The sequence below is a fragment of the Halanaerobium saccharolyticum genome, from assembly GCF_003259895.1.
GTDB lineage: Bacteria > Bacillota > Halanaerobiia > Halanaerobiales > Halanaerobiaceae > Halanaerobium > Halanaerobium saccharolyticum_A.
Window position 1 is genome coordinate 16,918 of record NZ_QLME01000019.1, and the last position, 21,521, is coordinate 38,438.

The 21,521-nt window shown below is 35.2% G+C and carries 16 protein-coding genes; all 16 read left to right on the plus strand.

Translation table 11 applies throughout. From position 1 onward, the window contains the following. The first annotated feature begins 87 nt into the window (after window positions 1–87). The 16 genes from uxaC to C7958_RS11380 all read left to right on the plus strand — a co-directional run bounded on the left by uxaC (window position 88) and on the right by C7958_RS11380 (window position 21,472). The gene (uxaC, locus tag C7958_RS11305) at window positions 88–1,461 is read left to right on the plus strand and encodes a glucuronate isomerase (protein WP_111572789.1); all 1,374 of its coding nucleotides are present in this window, start codon (window positions 88–90) and stop codon (window positions 1,459–1,461) included. Between the two features lie 80 nt (window positions 1,462–1,541). After that, window positions 1,542–3,047, plus strand: coding sequence for a UxaA family hydrolase (locus tag C7958_RS11310; protein WP_111572790.1), 1,506 nt, complete (start codon window positions 1,542–1,544; stop codon window positions 3,045–3,047). Window positions 3,048–3,200: 153 nt separating this feature from the next. Then, on the plus strand, window positions 3,201–4,187 hold the full coding sequence (locus C7958_RS11315; protein WP_111572791.1) for a Gfo/Idh/MocA family protein: 987 nt from the start codon (window positions 3,201–3,203) through the stop codon (window positions 4,185–4,187). 86 nt (window positions 4,188–4,273) lie between these two features. Further along, window positions 4,274–5,599, plus strand: a complete 1,326-nt coding sequence (locus tag C7958_RS11320; RefSeq protein ID WP_111572792.1) for a glycoside hydrolase family 28 protein — start codon at window positions 4,274–4,276, stop codon at window positions 5,597–5,599. Window positions 5,600–5,645: 46 nt separating this feature from the next. Next, complete coding sequence (locus tag C7958_RS11325; protein ID WP_111572793.1) at window positions 5,646–6,710, plus strand: dienelactone hydrolase family protein; 1,065 nt, start codon at window positions 5,646–5,648, stop codon at window positions 6,708–6,710. A 37-nt stretch (window positions 6,711–6,747) separates the two neighbouring features. After that, window positions 6,748–8,109 carry a hypothetical protein gene (locus tag C7958_RS11330; RefSeq protein WP_111572794.1) on the plus strand — a complete coding sequence of 454 codons (1,362 nt, stop codon included), beginning with the start codon at window positions 6,748–6,750 and terminating at the stop codon, window positions 8,107–8,109. A gap of 50 nt (window positions 8,110–8,159) precedes the next feature. Continuing rightward, window positions 8,160–10,157, plus strand: coding sequence for an FAD-dependent oxidoreductase (locus C7958_RS11335; RefSeq protein ID WP_111572795.1), 1,998 nt, complete (start codon window positions 8,160–8,162; stop codon window positions 10,155–10,157). A gap of 83 nt (window positions 10,158–10,240) precedes the next feature. Beyond that, window positions 10,241–11,077 (plus strand): AraC family transcriptional regulator, encoded by an 837-nt coding sequence (locus C7958_RS11340; protein WP_166668533.1) that lies wholly within the window; start codon window positions 10,241–10,243, stop codon window positions 11,075–11,077. A 194-nt stretch (window positions 11,078–11,271) separates the two neighbouring features. Then, on the plus strand, window positions 11,272–12,534 hold the full coding sequence (locus tag C7958_RS11345) for a glycoside hydrolase family 28 protein (protein WP_111572797.1): 1,263 nt from the start codon (window positions 11,272–11,274) through the stop codon (window positions 12,532–12,534). A gap of 190 nt (window positions 12,535–12,724) precedes the next feature. Beyond that, window positions 12,725–14,635 carry an ABC transporter substrate-binding protein gene (locus C7958_RS11350; RefSeq protein WP_111572798.1) on the plus strand — a complete coding sequence of 637 codons (1,911 nt, stop codon included), beginning with the start codon at window positions 12,725–12,727 and terminating at the stop codon, window positions 14,633–14,635. 148 nt (window positions 14,636–14,783) lie between these two features. Beyond that, on the plus strand, window positions 14,784–15,794 hold the full coding sequence (locus tag C7958_RS11355; RefSeq protein WP_111572799.1) for an ABC transporter ATP-binding protein: 1,011 nt from the start codon (window positions 14,784–14,786) through the stop codon (window positions 15,792–15,794). Further along, a complete protein-coding gene (locus C7958_RS11360) occupies window positions 15,791–16,813 on the plus strand; it encodes an ABC transporter ATP-binding protein (RefSeq protein WP_111572800.1) in 1,023 nt (340 codons plus the stop codon). The genes C7958_RS11355 and C7958_RS11360 overlap by 4 nt, the downstream gene beginning before the upstream one ends. Before the next feature lie 37 nt (window positions 16,814–16,850). After that, complete coding sequence (locus C7958_RS11365) at window positions 16,851–17,840, plus strand: ABC transporter permease (protein WP_111572801.1); 990 nt, start codon at window positions 16,851–16,853, stop codon at window positions 17,838–17,840. A 64-nt stretch (window positions 17,841–17,904) separates the two neighbouring features. Further along, the gene (locus tag C7958_RS11370) at window positions 17,905–19,032 is read left to right on the plus strand and encodes an ABC transporter permease (protein ID WP_111572802.1); all 1,128 of its coding nucleotides are present in this window, start codon (window positions 17,905–17,907) and stop codon (window positions 19,030–19,032) included. A gap of 132 nt (window positions 19,033–19,164) precedes the next feature. Further along, on the plus strand, window positions 19,165–20,742 hold the full coding sequence (locus C7958_RS11375) for a glycoside hydrolase family 43 protein (protein WP_111572803.1): 1,578 nt from the start codon (window positions 19,165–19,167) through the stop codon (window positions 20,740–20,742). 43 nt (window positions 20,743–20,785) lie between these two features. After that, a complete protein-coding gene (locus C7958_RS11380) occupies window positions 20,786–21,472 on the plus strand; it encodes a rhamnogalacturonan acetylesterase (protein ID WP_111572804.1) in 687 nt (228 codons plus the stop codon). The last annotated feature ends 49 nt before the right edge of the window (window positions 21,473–21,521 follow it).

The window sequence follows — 21,521 nt, forward strand, 5'->3', positions numbered from 1 at the left end:
GATTAGTTATGGATTTTAATTAAAATAGATGATATTATGATTATGAAAACATTTTCAAAAGTTAAATATCACATTAGGAGGAATAAAATGGCTTTTTTAGATAAAAATTATTTACTTGAAGGTGAAACAGCAAAAAAATTATACAAAGAAATTGAAAATTTACCGATTTTAGATGCACATAACCACGGAGATGTGCCAGAAATTTTAGCCAATGAAGGCTGGAATGATATTTGGGAGGTTGAAGCTGAGACTGACCATTATGTCTGGGAAATGATGCGTAAAAGAGGTGTGCCGGAAGAAAGGATTACTGGAGATGCTTCCAATAAAGAAAAGTGGATGGCTTTAGCAAAAATCTTTCCAGAAATTGCAGGAAATCCAACCTATGAGTGGGTACATCTTGACTTAAAACGCCGTTTTGGAATTGAGGAGCCTATTTCTGAGCATACAGCAGAGATGATCTGGGAAAAAACTAAGAATATGCTGGCTAAAGAAGAAATGAGCCCCCAGAATTTATTAAAAGAAATGAATGTTGAGATTATGTGTACTACAGATGAGCCATATTCTCGCCTGGAAAATCATAAAAAAGCAAAAGAAGAGGTAGAAGGAGTAAAGATTCTTCCTACCTGGCGTCCTGATAAAATAATGAATATTGAGCACCAAAATTGGTCTGAGTATGTTGAAAAATTAGGAGATGCTTATGAGCAGGATGTTAACGATTTAGATGGTCTTTTAACTGCTCTTAAAAAGTCTCACGATTACTTTGATGAAATGGGCTGTGTAGCCAGTGACCACGGGATTGTGGAGCCAATTTCTTATAAAGTTGAGAAGTCAAAGTCTGCTGAGATTTATAAAAAAGCAGTAAATGGTGAAGAATTAACTGAAGCAGAAGTTAGAGATTTTAAAGCCTTTACTTTAGTTGAATTCGCTAAATTAAATAAAGAGAGTGGCTGGGTAACCCAGCTGCATATCGGAGCTGTTAGAGACTATCGCGACAACCTTTATGAAAACTTAGGCCCTGATACAGGTGGGGATATTTCTAATAGTGATATTGAGCTAGCTGAGAATCTGAAGTATTTTGTTAATAAATTTGATTCTGAGTTAGACATCGTGCTTTATACAATGGAGCCAACTCACTGGTTTACAGCTTCTACAATTTCCAGAGCTTTTCCAAATGTTTCATTAGGAGCTCCCTGGTGGTTAACTGATAGTCCTTTTGGAATGGAAAGACAGCTGCAGCAGGTTACAACTGTAGATTTATTTTATAATCTTGCAGGGATGGTAACAGACTCCAGAAAATTAATGTCTTATTCTTCTCGTTCAGAAATGTTTAGAAGAACCTTAGCCAATGTTGTCGGCCGTCAGGTTGATCGTGGTAGAATGCCTTACAGTGTAGCAGCAGATCTGGTTGCACATGTAAGTTACTACGGACCAAAGAAATTGTTCTTTAAAAATGTAAAATAAGCTATTAAATAATCAAATATATATTTAAATAGCCTGGGATGTACTATTCCAGGCTATTTTAGAATAAAAAGGAGGTTCTTATGGGAGCCAGAGTTTTACTAATAAATGAAAATGATAATATAGTGATAGCAGTTGAAGAAATAAACGCAGGAGATGTAATTGAGGTTAGAGGAGAAAAAATAAAGGTATTAAGCAATATTCCTGTAGGTCATAAGGTGGCTTTAAAAGATTTTGATGCTGGTGATAAGGTGATTCGTTATGGTTTTCCAATCGGTAAAGCCAGTGAAGAAATTCAAAAAGGTGAGTGGGTCCATTCTCATAATTTAAAAACAGCACTGGAAGGAAAACTGGATTATGATTATCAGCCTGATCTACCTGAGGAAGATGAACCAGATAAGATGCCTACTTTTATGGGATATAGACGTGAAAACGGTAAAGTTGGGATTCGAAATGATATCTGGATCATCAACACAGTCGGTTGTATCAATAAAGTAGTAGAAAAAACGGCATTAAGATCTGAGATGAAATATGAAGAGTTAATTGAAAATGAAGTTATTGACAGTATTCATGCTTTTCCCCATCCTTATGGATGTTCCCAGCTTGGTGATGACTTAGAGATGACTCAAAAGGCACTGGCCGGTCTGGTTAATCATCCCAATGCAGCTGCAGTAATGGTTGTTGGTCTGGGTTGTGAGAATAATTTAATTGAAGATTTTAAAGAATATATTGGAGATTATAATCCGGATAGGGTTAAGTTTATTAATCTGCAGGATGTACAGGATGATCAAAAGGCAGCAGATAAAATTTTAGATAATCTGGTTGATTATGCTAAAGGATTTGAGCAGGAAGAAATTCCGGTTTCAGAACTTAAAATTGGCTTAAAATGTGGTGGTTCTGATGGATTTTCTGGAGTAACTGCCAACCCTTTACTGGGTAGAATTTCTGATAAACTTGCCGGTTATGGTGGAACAAGTATTTTAACTGAAGTACCAGAGATGTTTGGTGCCGAAACTATTTTAATGAATAGAGCCAGGGATGAAGAGACTTTTGAAAAAGTAGTTGAGCTAGTCAACGGATTTAAGGATTATTTCCTCTCTCATGATCAGGAAATTTACGAAAACCCATCTCCCGGAAATAAAGAGGGTGGAATAACTACTCTGGAAGAAAAGTCTTTAGGCTGCACCCAAAAAGGTGGTACAGGAATTGTAAATGATGTGTTTTTCTATGGTGACCAGGTTACAGGTAGTGGTTTAAATCTACTTGAGAGCCCGGGGAATGATTTAGTAGCAACTACTGCTTTATCATTATCTGGAGCCCATATGGTGTTATTTACTACCGGTAGAGGAACACCCTTTGGTGGTCCAGTGCCAACAGTTAAGGTTTCTACTAATAATCGTTTGTATAATCAGAAGCGTAACTGGATTGATTTTAATGCAGGAGAATTGCTTGAAGGTCGAAAAATGGACTCTCTGGCAGAAGAATTTTTTGAATATCTGCTTGATCTTGCTTCTAAGAAAACTAAAACCAAAAATGAAATTAATGATTATCGAGAAATAGCAATTTTTAAAGATGGAGTTACATTATAATTATTTTTAATATCCAGGTTTTAAATTCAAGCTTCTCTGTGCAAAAATTAAATATAATTTAGGCTGGGGAAGCTTTAACTATGTTTTTATTAATATTTACATTTGAGTTATCGGAAATTGTTTTCCATAAAATCAAAAAAAGAGGTGTTAGCTGTGAAAATAGTTTTAATTGGTTCTACCGGTCATACTAATTATGTTGTAAACGGACTTAAAGATAATTATGAAGATCAGATTGTGGGAATTGCTCCTGGATCTGAAGGGGAAAGTGTAGACTCTTTATATCAAAAATTAGCAAAAGATTATGATCTAAAAAAGTATAATGATTATCAGAAAATGCTGGATGAATTAAAACCAGATGTAGCTGCAGTTGCCTGTCATTTTGGTGACCATGCTAAAGCTGCCGTAGAAGTTTTAAATAGAAATATTGATCTATTTGTAGAAAAACCAATTGCAACCACTCTTTCGGAACTGGCTGAAGTTAAATCTGCCTACGAAAAAAGTGAGTCTAAACTTGCTTCTATGTTTGGAATCCGCTATAAGCCCTGGTTTTTAACAGCTTATAAATATATAAAAGAAGGAGCAATCGGGGAAGTAAGATTGATGAATGCTCAAAAATCATATCGTCTAGGACAGCGAGCTGAGTTTTATAAAAAAAGAGAAACATACGGAGGAACTATTCCCTGGGTTGGAAGTCATGCAATTGACTGGATGCAGTGGCTGAGCGGCAAAGATTTTAAATCAGTTTATGCCTCTCATTCAACTAAGGCCAATCGGAATCACGGTGAACTTGAAGTTTCAGCACTCTGTCACTTTAATTTTGAAGATGAGGTTTCTGGATCAGTCAATATTGATTATCTCAGACCACAGAATGCTACCAGCCATGATGATGATCGGATCAGAATAGCCGGAGATAAAGGAGTTATTGAAGTTTTAAAAGAAAAGGTATATTTAATCAATGATCAGATTGAAGGAAGCAGAGAACTTCCACTGGTCGGAAACAAAGAAATATTTGCTGACTTTTTAGACTGGGTCAAAGGTCAGGGAGAATGCATGATCAGTGCCGCAGAATCTTTTAGAGTATCTGAGGCTGCTCTGCAGGCCAGAGAATCTGCAGATCAGAAAAAATTGATTAAGTTTTAAATTATATATCTTTAAATCTATATAGTTTTAAATTGATTTATCTTATGTAGTTTTAATAAATTATTATTTTCAAACTGGAGGTAGCGATGTTAAAAAATAATTTTGAAATAGAAGTCAGAAAACCGGAATTTCCTGATCGAGAATTTAATATCAAAGAATTTGGTGGAGTAGCAGAGGGGAAATTTGATAATACTGAAGTTTTTGCTGAAGCAATATCCAGCTGTCATCAGGCAGGTGGAGGAACTATTATTGTTCCCGAAGGAAAGTGGTTTACAGGACCAATTCATTTTAAAAGTAATGTTCATTTAAAATTAGAAGCAGGAGCAGTTATCTCCTTTAGTGATAATTTTGAAGACTATCTTCCGGTTGTATTTACCCGCTGGGAAGGAAATGAATGCTATAATTATTCTCCTTTAATTTATGCAGCAAACTGTGAAAACATTGCAATTACAGGTCAGGGTAAACTGGTAGGTAATGGTGCCAGATGGTGGCCCTGGAAGCAGACTCAGCATGCTGCTGCCAGAGAATTATATGATGCAGAATATAACGGGATTCCAGTTGAAGATAGAATTTTTGGTAGAGAAGAAGGATTAAGGCCCCAGTTTATTCAGCCTATTAATTCTAAAAATATTTTAATTGAAGGAATTACAATTGTTGATGGGCCAATGTGGACTATCCATCCTGTTTATTGTGAGAATACAATAATTAGAGATTTAAAAATTATCACAGATGGACCAAATACAGATGGCATAAATCCAGATTCCTGCAAAAATATGCTAATTGAAGACTGTGATTTTGAAACTGGTGATGACTGTATAGCAATAAAATCCGGTATCAATGAAGACGGCAGGCGAGTTAACAGACCGACTGAAAACTTACTGATTCGTAACTGTAAGGCAAAAGAAGGTCATGGGGGAGTTGTAATTGGCAGTGAAATGTCCGGAGGAGTTAAAAATGTGCATGTCCATGACTGTGTTTTCAATGGAGGTGAAAGAGGAGTCCGTCTAAAATCAATGCGCGGCCGTGGTGGCTGTGTAGAAAATCTTCTCTTTGAAAATATTGAAATTAATAATCTCCGTGATCAGGGCATAATTTTAAACATGTATTATGATGCAACAACTGTTGAACCCCGCAGTGAAATGCCGCCTTTGTTTAGAAATATTACTGTCCGCAATATTACAGGAACAAATATCAATCAACCGATTGTCCTGCGAGGACTGCCGGAAAATAAAATGAAGGATATAACTTTAGAAAATATTGACTTGAGTGGTACAGAGGGTCTAACTGCCAGTAATCTGGATGGTTTGTACTTAAAAGATATTAAGCTTAAAGTAAAAGCTGAGGCACAGTTTGAATTTAAAAATGTTACTGATTTAAATATAGAAAACAGCAGCTGTCAGGAAAATAAATAGTTTGTTATTAAAAAGAGATTAAACATAAAATTATGAGGTGTAAATAATGGCAGGAAATAAAATGGATTTTTCTCCAGATTCCTATTTAGCAAAACTATATCAAAATAATCAGCCTGAACTGCAATTTGATGCTGAAAATAGAGCCGGGTGGAAGAAGTGGCGTCAGAAGTTGAAAGCAAAAATCGCTGATTTGATCGGTGGACCTCTAGAGAAAACTCAAATTACTGAACTGGTAGTTATAGAAAAGAGAGAATTTGAAACTTACAGTAGAGTCAAAATTGCCTATCAGGTTAAGGACTATCTTAAGATTCCTGCCTATTTATTAATTCCTGACAGGGATCAAGATAAGTATCCGGCAGTGATAATTGCTCACGGCCATGGAAATGGAAATCGAGAAACTCTGGGATTAAATGGAGCTGGAGAAAAGTTAGAAGAAGCTACCTGTCACAATAATCTGGCTCTGGATTTTGTGGAAGCCGGTTATATTGTGCTTGTTCCGGAGCTAATTGGTTTTGGTGAGCGCAGATTGAAAGAAGATTATCAGGAGGATCCAGCTTTAAAAGAAGATCCAACTGCAAATTCCTGTTATCGAATCAACAGCCAGCTCATGTTATACGGGCAGAGTATTCTCAGACTCAGGCTCTGGGATATTATCTCTGCTCTTAAAGTTTTAGAAAACAGGGAAGATGTGATAAGAGAGCAAATTAGCTGTCTTGGATTTTCGGGCGGAGCACCGGTTGCGATTTTAGCCTCGTTATTTTCTGAAGGGATAAAAGCAGCTGTAATCAGTGGTTATACTTCCTATTATCAGGACAGTATCATGGACAGACGTCACTGTTTAGATAACTATTTGCCCGGGATTTTAAATACTGCTGAATTACCGACAATTATATCTTCTATTGCTCCTAAACCACTTTTAATTCAGGCTGCAGAAAATGATCATCTTTTTCCAGTTGATTCTGCCCAGAAAGCATATCGGGAAATAGAAAAAGTTTATAAATTTTTAAATGTTGAAGATCGAATTAGAATGGATATTATAGAAAATGCAGAGCATTCAGTTTCGGCTGCAGCTGCTATAAAATTCTTAAATAATTTAGACGAAATTAGATAGTCAAGCTAACTAATCTTAATATAGCAAGGAGAATTTGATGTCGAAGAATATAAAAAATAGAATTGAAGCAATAAAATATCCGCAATTACTTAAGTTTTTTCTACCACTGGCAGTAATGCCGATTATTATAGGAATCTCACATAATGCAATTAATGCCAGTCTGGCCAGATTACCTTTTCCGGAAATCACCCTGGCAGTTTATGCAGTAGCGAAGAGTATAACCAATATTATTAAATCTCCTATACATATGTCAAGACAGACAGTAACCTCCCTGGTTGATGATCACAGCAGTTTTAAATTTGTCAGCCGTTTTATTTTTGGGCTGGGTGTTTTATATTTTTTGATGATTGCCTCTCTAGGTTATACGCCCCTGGGAGAATTTGTATTTAAAAAGATTATCGGCTTAAAGGATCCCCAGGAGATTAAATTTGCCTATCAGGCTTTGAGCATCATGGCTTTTATTCCCCTTGTAGAGTCAATAAGGAATATAATGCAGGGGCTGGCTATCAGTCTCAAAAAGACTAATTTAATTACTCCGGGAGTGGTAGTGAGGATTATTAGTATTTCGTTAATTCTGCTCTGGGTAACTATAAATCAGGCAGTCGCCGGTGTAACAGCAGCCAGTGGTGTCTGGTTGATTGGAATTACAATTGAAATGATTTTTATTACTTTTGCTTTACGTTATACTTTTGGCAGTTTTAGTGGAGTTATCGATAGTTTACCTGATAATGTAAGTAAAAAGGTTAATCTTAAAAGTATAACTAAATTTTTTATACCAATTGCAATTATGGCATTTCTGGCCCGTTTTGTTCAGCCGGTAGTCCAGAGTGGAATTGTGCGCAGCAGTATCGGTACTCATGATCTGGCAGCTTATGGTGTCAGCTGGACACTGGTAATGATTTTTGTGGGTCCTTTAGATCAACTGCATCAGTGTTCTCTGGTTTATGCTCGGGAATTAAATCATAATAACTGGCAGAAAATACTGAAGTTTTCGCTGGCAGCAGGAGCAATTGTCAGTTCAATTCTGGCTGTTCTGGCTTTTACTAAAGTTGGAGATTTTGTTTTGATCAGATTAATTTCTGTTTCACCTGCAATTGCTGCCATAGTTAAAAAGGTGATTTTTGCCTTTATCTTATTTCCAATCATTAGGGCCTTTAGAGAGACCTTCTGGGGAGTAATGATGCAGCGGCAGACAACTAATATTATTGCAGCTGCTAAAATAGTCGGGCTGGTATTTGTGGTCCTAGTCTTTTTAATATTAGCTATAACTATAGAAATTAATGCTGCAATAATTGCAGCTATAGCTCTAACAGCTGGAGAAGCAGCAGATGCATTAACAATTAGCTTTTTTATTATTAAAAACAAAATTTTAGAAAAAATATATGCAGACAATAATTAAAGTAATGACTTATAATAAAGGTACATTGTTAATTTTTGAAGGAGGATATAATGAAAAAAGATCAGCTTCAAATTAATGAACAAAATATCGATGTTTATTCTTTAAATACAGTAGTTGTTGGTTCTGGGGCTGCGGGTTTTAATGCCGCTGATCGACTTTATAATTTTGGACAAAAAGATATAGCAATTGTCACAGAGGGCATTAAGATGGGAACTTCCCGCAATACAGGTTCAGATAAACAGACCTATTATAAATTAACTTTAGGTGGCAAAGATCAGGACTCAGTATTTGAAATGGCAGAAACCTTATTTGTCGGTGGCAGTATGGACGGAGATATTGCTCTGGTAGAAGCGGCATTATCGTCTCGTTCTTTTTACCATCTGGTGGATATTGGTGTGCCTTTTCCTCATAACCGCTTTGGAGAGTATGTGGGTTATAAAACTGATCATGATCCACGCAAAAGAGCAACATCTGCTGGACCTCTTACTTCTCGCTATATGACAGAAAAACTGGAAAAAGAAGTTAAAAATAAGGAGATTGAAATCTTTGATAACTATCAGGTAATAGCGGTTTTAACAGATCAGGAGCAGGAAAATGCAGTTGGTCTTTTAACCCTTAATAAAAATCAGCTGGACAATGGTGCCAGACGTTATACAATTTTTAATGCGACTAATATAGTTTATGCAACCGGGGGACCTGCCGGCCTGTATGATACTTCTGTTTATCCAGGCAGTCAGACTGGCGCTTCCGGACTTGCTTTTGAGGCAGGAGTTAAGGGAAAAAATTTAACTGAGTGGCAGTACGGAATTGCCTCGATTAAATTTCGCTGGAATCTATCTGGAACCTATCAGCAGGTTTTACCTACCTATATTTCTACCGACCAGGATGGAAATGATAAGAAAGAATTTTTAAAAGAATATTTTGCTGAGCCCGGAAAAATGCTGGATGCAGTTTTTCTTAAAGGCTATCAGTGGCCCTTTGATCCCCGAAAAGTTAAAGATTTTGGTTCTTCGTTAATTGATATTTTAGTTTATAATGAAACCGTAGTTAAAGGAAGAAGAGTCTGGCTGGACTACGGCCATAATCCTCAATTCGCATCAGAGAATGGTAAATTAGATTTTTCTCTTCTGGGGGAAGAAGCCGAAGAGTATCTTAAAAATTCTGAGGCTTTATTTGGGACTCCAATCGAAAGATTAAAAAAGATGAATCAGCCGGCAATTGATTTATATGCTGACAATGGTATAGACTTAGCCAATGAAATGCTGGAAATTGCAGTCTGTGCTCAGCATAACAATGGAGGTTTAGAAGGTAATATCTGGTGGGAAAGTAATCTATCTCATTTCTTCCCGGTAGGAGAGGTAAATGGAAGTCATGGAGTTTATCGACCAGGTGGAACTGCCCTAAATTCTGGCCAGGTGGGAAGTACCAGAGCTGCGCAGTTTATAGCAGCTCGATATCAGGAAAGCCCGGCTGAGTTAGAAGAGTTTAAAGCTATAACTGAACTGCAGATTAAAAAGAAACTAGATCTTGGTGAAAGACTTTTACAATCAATAAAATCTAGCGATGATACTAATGTAATTGAAATTAGAAAGAATCTGGGAGAGAGAATGAGCAGAGCTGGTGCCCATATTCGCAACTTAAGTGCTATAGAAACTGCTCTAAAAGAAGCAGAAAGCCAACTGGAAAATCTGGGTGAGATTAGCAATCTAAACTCAAGCAGAGATTTAAGTCTGGCTTTTCAGAATTATGATTTACTCATAGCCCAGTTTGTCTATTTAACCGCCTTTAAAGATTATATTGAACTGGGAGGTAAAAGTCGGGGTTCTTATCTTGTTCAGGATGAAGATGGAGAACTTCCTTTAGAAAGTTTAGACGATAATTTTAGATTTAGTTTAGAAGATAGCAATTTAAGCAAAAAAATACAGCGCATTAAATATAAAGAAGATCATTTTGAATTCAGCTGGCAGGATGTAAAGCCAATTCCTGAGGACAATAACTGGTTTGAAACTGTCTGGAATAAATATCTTAATGATCAAGTGATAAAATAAATTGACTAAAAAGATAATTGTAAATCATTCGAGATCAATGATAAAATAATCACAAATAATTCTGTTTTATGGAGGAGATAAACATGGTCTGTAAGGCTGAAAAACTGACAGGAGAATTGAGCTTCGAAAACATGAGCAGACTCAATGATAATGGAATGTCATCAGTTCATTATCATAATGCTTATGAGATTTATTATCTGCAGGATGGTAATCGTGGTTATGATATTAAAGATAAAACTTTTAGAGTCAAAAAAGGCAATTTAATTTTAATTGATAAATTCAAACAGCATAAGACATTTAATGATGGTAATAATTCTTTTAATAGAATGCTGGTTAAATTTAAAGATACTTCTCTAGGTAGTTTTAATCAGGAAGATTATGATCTGCTAGCATCATTTAATAAGGGGATTAACATTATTCAATTTGATGCTAGAGATAGAATTATAATTGAAAATATATTTGCCAGAATGGAAGCAGAAAAAAGAAAAAATAAACCTGGTCAGAAACTATACTTAAAAACACTTTTGATTGAATTGCTGATTTACATTAACCGATATGTTGAAGGTAAACATACTGATCAGAAAGAAAGAAATTATCATATTAAAATTGTAGAAATCATGAATTATATTGATCAAAATTATTATAAAGAATTAACCCTGAGTAAACTAGCTGATAAATTTTCTTACAGCAGCAGTTATTTAAGCTCATTATTTAAAGAAAAAAGTGATTATACAATAACTGAGTACATAAATAATACTCGAATTAAGGAAGCCCAGAACTTATTATTAAATGAAAAAGACAATATTACTAAAATTTCAGAAAAAGTTGGGTATAATAATCTTGTTCATTTTGGCCGCAACTTTAAAAAGATCACTGGTTTAACTCCCAGTGAATATAGAAAATGTTATAAAAATAATTAGTTTTTAACTAATCGCAACCATAAAATAATACAAATTTATTTTATTTAACTACAGTCTATCTATGAGGCTGTAGTTTTTTTATTATAAGAAATGTTTATTTTATCAGGATAACTAAAAATATGTTAAGAAATTGCGCCAAAATATTGTTAAGATGAGTTTAATAATTACAAATAATATAAGCAGGAGAGATAACAATGAATAACTCATTTTATAATATTTTAGATTTTGGAGCTAAAAGAGATGGTAAGACATTAAATACAGCTGCATTTAAAAAGGCTGTAAAAAAATGCAGCGAATGTGGTGGGGGAGAGATTTATATTCCAGCAGGTGATTATTTAAGTGGTTCAATCAGGCTGGAAAGTAATATTACTTTGAATATTTCTGCAGGAGCAAAAATAATTTTTAGTAATAGACCTGAGGATCACGAAATTATCCTACAACGCTGGGAAGGAAAAGAACAAAAAGTATACAGTCCTTTAATTTATGCTAAAAATGCTGAAAATGTAACTATAAAAGGGCAGGGAATGATTGATGGTCAGGGGAAAAAATGGTGGCATCTTTTTGAGAATAATAAACTTAAATATGCAAGACCCAGAGGTATTTCTTTTGAAAACTGCAGTAATATTTTGATTGAAGGAGTAAAAATTAAAAATTCTCCTGCCTGGACAGTTAACCCAATTAAATCAGATAAGATAACTATTAACAAAGTTAGTATTAAAAATCCGCCCAACTCTCCCAATACTGATGGAATTAATCCCAGTTCTTGCAAAAATGTACATATTTCTGACTGTCATGTTGATGTTGGTGATGACTGTATTACCATTAAATCAGGTACAGAAAAAGGTCAGGACTTAATTCCCTGTGAAAATATCACAGTTACAAATTGTACAATAGTTCATGGTCATGGAGGAGTAGTAATTGGCAGTGAAATGAGTGGGTCAGTTAGAAATGTAACAATTAATAATTGTGTATTTGATGGAACTGACAGAGGGATTAGGATCAAATCACGTCGTGGCAGAGGGGGAGTTGTAGAAGACATAGTTGTTAATAATATTGTTATGAACAATGTTTTATCTCCAGTAATTATGAATTTATTTTATTTTTGTGGTGAAGGTGGTAAAGATAAGTTTGTCTGGGATAAAAATCCTAAAAAATTCAACTCACAAACCCCGGTAATTAGAGAAGTACATTTTAATAATATTAGGGCAAATAATGTTAAAACCAGAGCTATTTTTATTTATGGCTTACCGGAGAGTCCAATTAAAGATATAACATTTAGTAATGTTTCTATTACTATGGCTGATCAGGCTGAAGCAAAAGTTCCAGCGATGATGAGTAAACTAAAAGCTGAAAAACAAAAGGGAGTATATTGTAATAATTTTAAAGATATCGATTTTATTAATTTTAAAGTAAAAAATCAAATTGGAAAGAAATTTGAATTACTAAATGCTAAATAATATTGGATAATAACCCTAAGTCTGAAAAAAATAGTTTAAATAATAAAGATGAAATTTCGATTAACCTAAAAAAATGTAAAAAATCATTAGTTAGCTAAATATCTGTTAAGTATCTGAAAATTATTTCTGTTATTATTATTAACAGAAGAAAGAAATATTATAAAAAATTATTAAGGGGGATATTTTTTAAATGAAATTAGTAAAACAAAATACCATTGTATTACTGACAATCTTATTTTTATTCTTAAGCTCAGGTCTTGTTTTTGCCTATAACCAGGCTCCAATGCTGGATGAGCAGGTTGAAAGTAGAGAATTACCTGCAGTAGACGAAAGATTACCCGAAAATCCATATGTGACAGAAGTATTAGATCGGATAGGTGACTATGGTGGAACTTTAAACTGGCTGGCAACAAATAGTACTGATGATCCTAAATTAATGGCTCTTTATAATAACATTAATTTAGTTCGCTATACTCCCAGTTTAACAGTTAAACCAGACCTGGCAGAAAGTTATGAGGTTTCCGATGACTTATCTACCTTTACTTTTAAGTTAAGAGAGGGAATTCGCTGGTCTGATGGTGAGCCATTTACAACAGATGATATTATGTTCTGGTTTAATGATCTGATTAAGCACGAAGAATTAACTGCAGAGTCAGGAAGTGGCTGGTTAAAAGTAAAGGACGAGCTGCCAGAAGTAGAACAAATTGATGATTATACGGTTAGATTTACTTTTACTGCTCCCAATCCATATTTTTTAGAAAAACTTGCTTTTCCGGGGCGTAAACCTTATGTAGCATCACATTATTTAAAGCAGTTCCATGCAGATTATGCAGATACAGATGAGTTAGCAGAGAAAGTAGAAAACTCTGATTTTGATAAATGGGTTGGTTTATTTGAGTCCGAAAACTCCAAGAAGTTTTTCAGAAACCCTGATCTTCCAGTTATTCAACCATGGATACCGGTTACCGAACCACCTTCCAATAGATTTGTTTATAAAAGAAATCCTTACTTTTATAAAGTAGATGAAGAAGGTAATCAGTTACCTTATATTGATGAGGTTGTCTTAAAAATTGTGTCTGATAAAGAAGTACTTTCTATGCAGGTAGTTGCAGGAAATGCTGATTTACAGATGAGACAATTAATGACAGGTAACTTTACACTTTACAAGAATAATGAAGAAAATGGAAATTATAAGGTGTTAAAATGGGAACAAAATACGACATCTCTTCCAACCTTTGCTCCAAACATTACTTATGGAGAAGATGACTGGATGAGAGAATTAAATAATGATAAAAAGTTCCGTCAGGCATTATCACTTGCTATTAACAGACCGGAACTTAATCAGGTGGCTACCAAAGGCTTAGCTGTACCACGTCAGGCTACAGTTTATCCACAGTGGGAAGGATTTAAGCAGGAATGGGCTGATGCTTATGCTGATTATGATCCTGATAGAGCCAATAAGCTTTTAGATGAAGCTGGATATACTGAGCGCAATGATGATGGAATCAGACTTAAAGATGGTAAGCCAATTCACCTAACAATTTATATTGGAGAAGATCCTAATTTACCAAGAACGATGAATATGATTAAAGATTACTGGAATGAGATTGGTGTAGATATGGACTTTAAAGCCTTAGAAAAGACTCTCCATTATACAAGAAGAGATGCCAATAAACTTCCCTGGGCTTATATTGGTAGTGCTTCCTGGTCCCCAACCTATCCATTTAATTTTGTACCAGTAAGTAACTCTTATTCATCCGGTAACTGGTGGGCACCATCATATGCTAAGTGGTATGAAACAAATGGTGAACAGGGAGAAGAACCACCAGCAGAAATCAAAAAGATGATGGATATTTATGATGAGATTCAGGTTACAAAAGATCAGGATAGACGAGTAGAATTGTGGCAGCAGATTTTTGAAATTCATGCAGAAAACGTCTGGATGATCGGTACTAATGGTCTGCATCCACAGTTTGTGATCAAGAAAAATTATGTTCACAATGTTCCTGAAAGAGCTTTAGCAAGTTGGGATTACGGAGCTTATTTTGGTCCGAGTGAATTTTATCAGTTCTTCATCGAAGAAGGAGCACAGGATAATTAAGATAACCAGGAAAATTAATATTAGTTAATTTAAATGATATAGGATAGAAAATTGGTCTCTCTATTATCAGGGAGGCCAATTTCATTAAATAATAATTAATGAAAAAAATTATAATTATTTAAGATTATAGAAGCTTGGAGGTTAAATTATGAGTTCCAGTAATTGTGTTATTGATGTAAAAAATCTACAGACATTTTTTAACACAGAAAATGGTATAGTAAAGGCAGTAAATGGGGTTAGCTTTTCAATTGAAAAAGGAAAAACACTGGGGATTGTTGGAGAAAGTGGATGTGGTAAAAGTATGACATCTATGTCCCTGATGAATTTAGTACCCCGCCCCAAAGGATATATTGCTGGGGGAGAAATAAATTATTATTATGAAGACGGCAGTAAGATTGATATAACTCAGTATGATCATGATAGTGAAAAAATGCGAAAATTAAGAGGTAATGAAATGGCCATGATTTTTCAGGAGCCGATGACTTCTTTAAATCCAGTTTATACTGTTGGAGATCAGATTATTGAAGCAATAAAACTGCATCAGGATTATAAAAATAAAGCTGAACTTAGGAGTAGAGCAGTTAAAATGCTAAAAAAAGTTGGGATTTCCGCTCCTGAGAGTAGAGTTGATGAATATCCCCATGAATTTAGTGGTGGTATGAGGCAGAGAGCAATGATTGCTATGGCTTTATCCTGCAACCCACGACTTTTAATTGCAGATGAACCAACAACGGCTCTGGATGTAACTGTAGAAGCTCAAATTATAAATCTAATGGGTGATTTACAGAAAGAATTGAATATGGCAATTATGTTTATTACTCATGATCTTGGAGTTATAGGCGATATAGCTGATGAAGTAATGGTGATGTATACAGGTAGGGTTGTGGAAAAATCTGATACCAAAAGCCTGTTTTCAAATCCTAAACATCCTTACACTAAAGGATTGTTAAATTCCAGACCGGTTATTGGAAGTAAAAAAAGATTAGAACCTATTGAAGGTTCTGTGCCTGATTTACTTCATTTACCAGAAGGTTGTGACTTTCATGATCGATGTCCAGAAGCAATGGCAATCTGTAAAAAAGAAGATCCACCTGTATTTGAGGTAGAGGATTGTAAAGTTAAGTGTTGGCTTTATCGGAAGGAGGAAAAAGCGTCTTGACTGGTGAAGAAAAAATTTTAGAAGTTAATGATTTAAAAAAATATTTTCCTATCAGGAAAGGTTTTTTTAAAAGAGTTGTTGGTCATGTAAAGGCTGTAGATGGTGTGGATTTTACTATTAAAAAAGGAGAAACTTTAGGTTTAGTTGGAGAAAGTGGTTGTGGTAAATCAACTCTGGCAAGAACTGTTTTAAAACTTTTAGAACCAACTGCCGGTAATGTGATTTATAATGATCAGGGAATTAAGAAGGATTTAGCAGAAACCGAAGGCAAAGAATTGAGAAAGCTGCGACGGAATATTCAAATGATTTTTCAGGACCCGTTTTCTTCTCTAGATTCTCGTCTCTCAGTTAGAGACATTGTAGCAGAACCACTTACTGTCCAGGGAATCGGTAAAAATCGTAAAGAACGGACTGAAAAAGTTAAAGAATTACTGGAACAGGTAGGTTTAAATAGTTACCAGATGAATCGTTATCCCCACGAATTTAGTGGCGGACAGAGGCAGAGAATTGGTGTTGCCAGAGCTCTGGCCTTAAATCCGGAACTAATTATTTGTGATGAGCCAGTTTCTGCGCTTGATGTTTCAGTTCAGGCTCAGGTATTAAATTTATTATCTGACCTGCAGAAAGAATTAGGTTTAACATATTTATTTATTGCTCATGATTTAGGAGTAGTAGAGTACATAAGTGATAGAATAATGGTCATGTATTTAGGAAAAATAGTGGAAGTGTCTGATGCAGATGATCTATATGAAAGTCCAAAACATCCTTATACTGAAGCTTTACTTAAATCAATTGCTGCTGGTGATCCTTTTTCTGATAAACCCAGAGAAGCTCTGGAAGGTACTGTACCTGATCCAGCCAATCCGCCTTCAGGCTGCAAATTTCATACCAGATGTCCCTATTGTAGTGATCTCTGCAAAACTAAAGAGCCTGATTTGATTCCAACTTTAGATGATTATGATTCCTATGTAGCCTGTCATTTCAGCGACAGTCTTGATCTTAAATCATTTGAAAAATAAATTTTATAGTTGATTATAAAACGAAGGGAGTTAAAAAATGTTTAATTATATTACTAGGAGAGTTGCTGTAATGATCCCAGTACTCATACTTATTTCAATGTTTATATTTTTTATTATTCAGTTACCTCCAGGTAACTATCTTGATTCATATGTTGCTTTAATCTCAAGTCAGGGTGAAACTATAAGTGGAGAAAGAGTTGAGAAATTAGAAGAAAGATATGGTTTAAATCAACCTGTGTATGTTAAGTACTGGAAGTGGGTGAAAGGATTTGTTTTTCTTGATTTTGGAAACTCCTTCCAATATGATAATGCGAGTGTCTGGTCAATTGTGAAAGCCTATTTAGGTTATTCAATTTTAATTGCCGGTTCAACCCAGATATTTATGATAGTGGTGGGGATACCGATAGGTATTTACTCGGCGACTCATCAATATTCATTTGGAGATTATTTCTGGACTATTCTGGGTTTCATTGGTTTATCAATACCAAATTTTATGTTAGCTTTGATATTGATGTATGTCGGCTATTTTGTTTTTGGAATCCCTTCCCTGGGAGGGCTGTTTTCAGAACAGTATATTACTGCCCCCTGGAGCATAGCTAAATTTATAGATTTATTACAGCATCTCTGGATTCCGGTGGTTGTCCTTGGTACAGCAGGGACAGCGGGAGTGATTCGGACCATGAGAGCTAATTTACTTGATGTACTTAATATGCAATATATTAGTACAGCCCGGGCTAAAGGTTTAAAAGAAAGTGTAGTTATTTATAAACATGCAGTTAGAAATGCACTTCATGTTATCATCATGTGGGCTGGAATGAGGCTGCCAAAACTAATTTCTGGATCCACAGTTGTTTCAATTGTACTGTCTTTACCAACATTAGGACCGATAATTTATACTGCTTTGAGATCTCAGGATATGTATCTTGCTGGTACAGTTTTATTATTCCAGTGTGTGCTTTTATTGGTGGGTAATCTGATTGCTGATATTATTTTAGCTGTTGTAGATCCCAGAATTCAGTATAATTAAATTTCAATTAAATTAGTGATAAATATTCAATATCACTAAGTATATTATACGAGGGAGGATAGAAATGAAAACAGAAGGAAATCAAATAGAACAAAATGATATTGATATAGTCGATGAATCACCAGAGATTTTGAGTAGAAACCGATTGATGTGGAGAAAATTCAAAAAAAATAAATTAGGTATTGCCGGGGGAATTGTGGTATTATTATTTTATCTAATGGTGTTATTTGGAGGTTTTCTCAGCCCTTATACTTTAGATCATAAAGATTATTCTCATATTACTGCACCTCCAAGGAGAATTAGGATAATTGATGAAGAAGGTTTAAGTGCTCCCTTTGTTTATGGTTATGAAGCCTCTATGGATCCTGAAACTTTACAGAGGAATTATGCACTAGATAAAGAGAGTAAGTATTATATAGATTTTCTATATCGAGGAGATAATTATGAATTTTTAGGGTTGTTTAATACTGACCTACATTTATTTGGGGTAAATGAGGGCCAGATGTATTTACTGGGAACAGATGAAACTGGCGGTGATTTATTAACCAAGATAATCCTGGGTGGTAGAATTTCTTTATCCATCAGTTTGCTGGGACCCTTAATTAGTTTAATTATTGGCGCAATACTGGGAACAGTATCCGGTTATGTTGGAGGAATAGTGGATGGTGTGATTCAGAGAGTTATTGAATTTTTCAAGTCATTCCCGAGAATTCCACTCTGGTTAACTCTGGCAGCTGCTCTGCCAGCAAACTGGTCTTCGCTTAGAGTTTATATTGGGATAGTAGTTATTCTGGCCTTTTTAGGATGGACTGGATTGGCCCGAATGGTTAGAGGTAAAATTATGTCTTTAAGAGAAGAAGATTTTGTATCTGCTGCTGTAGCCTCTGGTTCAACTGGCTGGTGGATTGTTAGGAAACACTTAATTCCCAATGCAATGAGTCAGCTTATTGTATCAGCTACATTATCGATACCTTCAATGATTTTAGCAGAGGCTTCGTTGAGTTTTCTTGGTTTAGGTATTAGAGCTCCGATGACCAGCTGGGGTGTTTTATTACAGGAAGCACAGAATGTTAGAACAATTGCGCTTCATCCCTGGTTATTTACTCCAGCATTGTTTATAATTGTAGCAATTTTAGGCTTTAACTTTTTAGGTGATGGATTAAGAGACGCTGCAGATCCATTTTCAAATTAAATAACAGTTATTAATTACTGTTTATAAATTTCAACAATTCCCTGTCTTTCTGACTATTGATTATATATCATTTGCTCAGGGAGATGGGGTTTTTCTCTATTAAAAAATAAAACTTAAAGGGGAGTGATATAAATGAGAAAAAAAACTGAAAATAATGTCTGGATCGCAGATCTGGGGAATGGTAAATATAAAAACCCAATTCTTCATGCTGATTATTCGGATCCTGATGTAATAAAAGTAGCAGCTGACTTTTTTATGGTTGCTTCCAGTTTTAACTGTATGCCCGGACTGCCAATTTTACACTCTAAAGATCTGGTCAACTGGGAAATTGTAAACCATGTTTATCCAGAATTCCCAGTTGCAGATTATAATCAGGTTGCACATGGTAAATGTGCCTGGGCACCTGCTATCCGTTATCACGATGGAAAATACTGGGTCTATGTTGGAGATCCTGATCATGGAATTTTTATGAGTAAGACTGAAGATCCGTTTGGTCAGTGGTCCAAACCAATTTTTGTTAAAGAGGGAAAAGGCTTAATCGATACCTGTCCCTTCTGGGATGATGATGGCAGTGCCTATTTAGTTCATGCTTATGCCCGCAGTAGAACTGGATTTAAGAATGTTTTAAATCTCTGCCGGATGAGTGATGATGGGACAGAGTTACTGGATCAGGGCACCTTTATTTTTGATGGAGAAGATGGGCATCCAACTACAGAAGGTCCCAAAATCTATAAAAGAAACGGCTATTACTATATTTTTGCACCTGCAGGAGGAGTGGCTACCGGCTGGCAGCTGGTATTGAGATCCAAAAACATCTATGGACCTTACGAAAAAAGAGTTGTTTTAAAACAGGGAGATACTGCAGTTAATGGTCCCCATCAGGGAGGATATGTAGAGTTAGAATCCGGAGAATCCTGGTTTGTGCATTTTCAAGATAAAGACGCCTATGGCAGAATTGTCCATCTGCAGCCGATGAACTGGCAGGATGACTGGCCAATAATTGGTCTTGATCAAGATAATGATGGAATTGGAGAACCAGTCATGGAATACAAAAAGCCGAATATAAAAGTTGAAACGGAAATTAAAACTCCAGCCACCAGTGATGATTTTGAAAATCGAAAACTAGGTCTGCAGTGGCAGTGGCAGGCAAATCCAGAATCTGAATGGTATTCTCTCAGAGAAAATCAAGATTCACTGCGTCTATATACCAACAATATCAGTCAGGAGAAAGAACCAGTTTTATGGTATGCCCCCAATTTATTACTTCAGAAGTTTCCTGCCACAAATTTCAGTGCAGAAACTATGATTCAATTTCAACCTGAAGTTGAAGGAGAAAAAGCAGGTTTATTGATTATGGGAGAAAAATACAGTTATCTCAGTCTGGAGAAATCAGAATCAGGTTTAAAGCTTGCTCAATACTGGGGAGTTAAGAGAGAAAAAAGAACAGAATTCAAAATGACAGAAGCAAAAATAGAAGTGAATCAGATTCATCTAAAAGTTGAAGTAAAAGAATTTAAAGGAGAAGCTCTCTGTCAGTTTAGCTACAGCTGTGATGGTCAGGAATTCAAAAACTTTGGTAAGCGCTTTAAAGCAGTTCCCGGACGCTGGATCGGAGCAAAACTTGGCCTATTTGCAGTGAATATAAATAAACATCTAACTTCAGCTTATGCTGATTTTGATTACTTTAAAGTTAAAGAATCAAAAATATAATAATTTGAAATAAAATAATTAATAAGGAGAAGATATTTATAAAATGTCGAAAAAGAGAAAAATTTTTATTGCAGGTGATTCCACTGCTTCCAATTATCAGGAAAGTGATGCCCCCAGAGCAGGCTGGGGCCAGGTTATCAGTAATTTTTTTGTAGATGAAATTGAAGTTATTAATAAAGCAGCTTCCGGAAGAAGTACAAAAAGTTTTATCAATGAAAATAGATTGAATGAAATTGAGAAATTAATTTCTGAAGGAGATTACTTGTTTATACAATTTGGACATAACGATCAAAAAGATGATCCGGCAAGAGGAACTGAAGCTTTTGGAAGTTTTCAGGATAATTTAAAAGCGTATATTAAAGTAGCCAAAAAGAATGGAGCGACTCCCATACTTTTAACCCCGATTCAGAGAAGAAATTTTTCCAGCAGTGGTCATTTAATCAATACTCATGGGAAATATCCTGAGGCAGTAAAAAAATTAGCGCATCAGCTTAATTTAAATTTAATTGATTTAGCTAAAATAACAAAAAAATATTTTGAAGAACTGGGACCTAAAAGAACAAAAGAAATTTTTCTCTGGTTAGAACCAGGAGAAAGTGAAAACTATCCTGAAGGTGAAGAGGATAACACTCATTTTTCTAAAAATGGAGCTCTAAAAATCTCTGAATTAATTGTAGAAGAAATGAGAAATCAAAATTTAGAATTAAGTAAATATATAGTAGGAAAATGATTTTGGCTATTGGAGATGATTAAATTAAAAACCAAGCTAATTATAAGAT

What these genes read in the sequence shown, in the direction of transcription:
- uxaC (WP_111572789.1), top strand. Translation starts at nt 88, where the DNA reads ATGGCTTTTTTAGATAAAAATTATTTACTTGAAGGTGAAACAGCAAAA.
- C7958_RS11310 (WP_111572790.1), top strand. Translation starts at nt 1,542, where the DNA reads ATGGGAGCCAGAGTTTTACTAATAAATGAAAATGATAATATAGTGATA.
- C7958_RS11320 (WP_111572792.1), top strand. Translation starts at nt 4,274, where the DNA reads ATGTTAAAAAATAATTTTGAAATAGAAGTCAGAAAACCGGAATTTCCT.
- C7958_RS11325 (WP_111572793.1), top strand. Translation starts at nt 5,646, where the DNA reads ATGGCAGGAAATAAAATGGATTTTTCTCCAGATTCCTATTTAGCAAAA.
- C7958_RS11330 (WP_111572794.1), top strand. Translation starts at nt 6,748, where the DNA reads ATGTCGAAGAATATAAAAAATAGAATTGAAGCAATAAAATATCCGCAA.
- C7958_RS11335 (WP_111572795.1), top strand. Translation starts at nt 8,160, where the DNA reads ATGAAAAAAGATCAGCTTCAAATTAATGAACAAAATATCGATGTTTAT.
- C7958_RS11340 (WP_166668533.1), top strand. Translation starts at nt 10,241, where the DNA reads ATGGTCTGTAAGGCTGAAAAACTGACAGGAGAATTGAGCTTCGAAAAC.
- C7958_RS11345 (WP_111572797.1), top strand. Translation starts at nt 11,272, where the DNA reads ATGAATAACTCATTTTATAATATTTTAGATTTTGGAGCTAAAAGAGAT.
- C7958_RS11350 (WP_111572798.1), top strand. Translation starts at nt 12,725, where the DNA reads ATGAAATTAGTAAAACAAAATACCATTGTATTACTGACAATCTTATTT.
- C7958_RS11355 (WP_111572799.1), top strand. Translation starts at nt 14,784, where the DNA reads ATGAGTTCCAGTAATTGTGTTATTGATGTAAAAAATCTACAGACATTT.
- C7958_RS11365 (WP_111572801.1), top strand. Translation starts at nt 16,851, where the DNA reads ATGTTTAATTATATTACTAGGAGAGTTGCTGTAATGATCCCAGTACTC.
- C7958_RS11370 (WP_111572802.1), top strand. Translation starts at nt 17,905, where the DNA reads ATGAAAACAGAAGGAAATCAAATAGAACAAAATGATATTGATATAGTC.
- C7958_RS11375 (WP_111572803.1), top strand. Translation starts at nt 19,165, where the DNA reads ATGAGAAAAAAAACTGAAAATAATGTCTGGATCGCAGATCTGGGGAAT.
- C7958_RS11380 (WP_111572804.1), top strand. Translation starts at nt 20,786, where the DNA reads ATGTCGAAAAAGAGAAAAATTTTTATTGCAGGTGATTCCACTGCTTCC.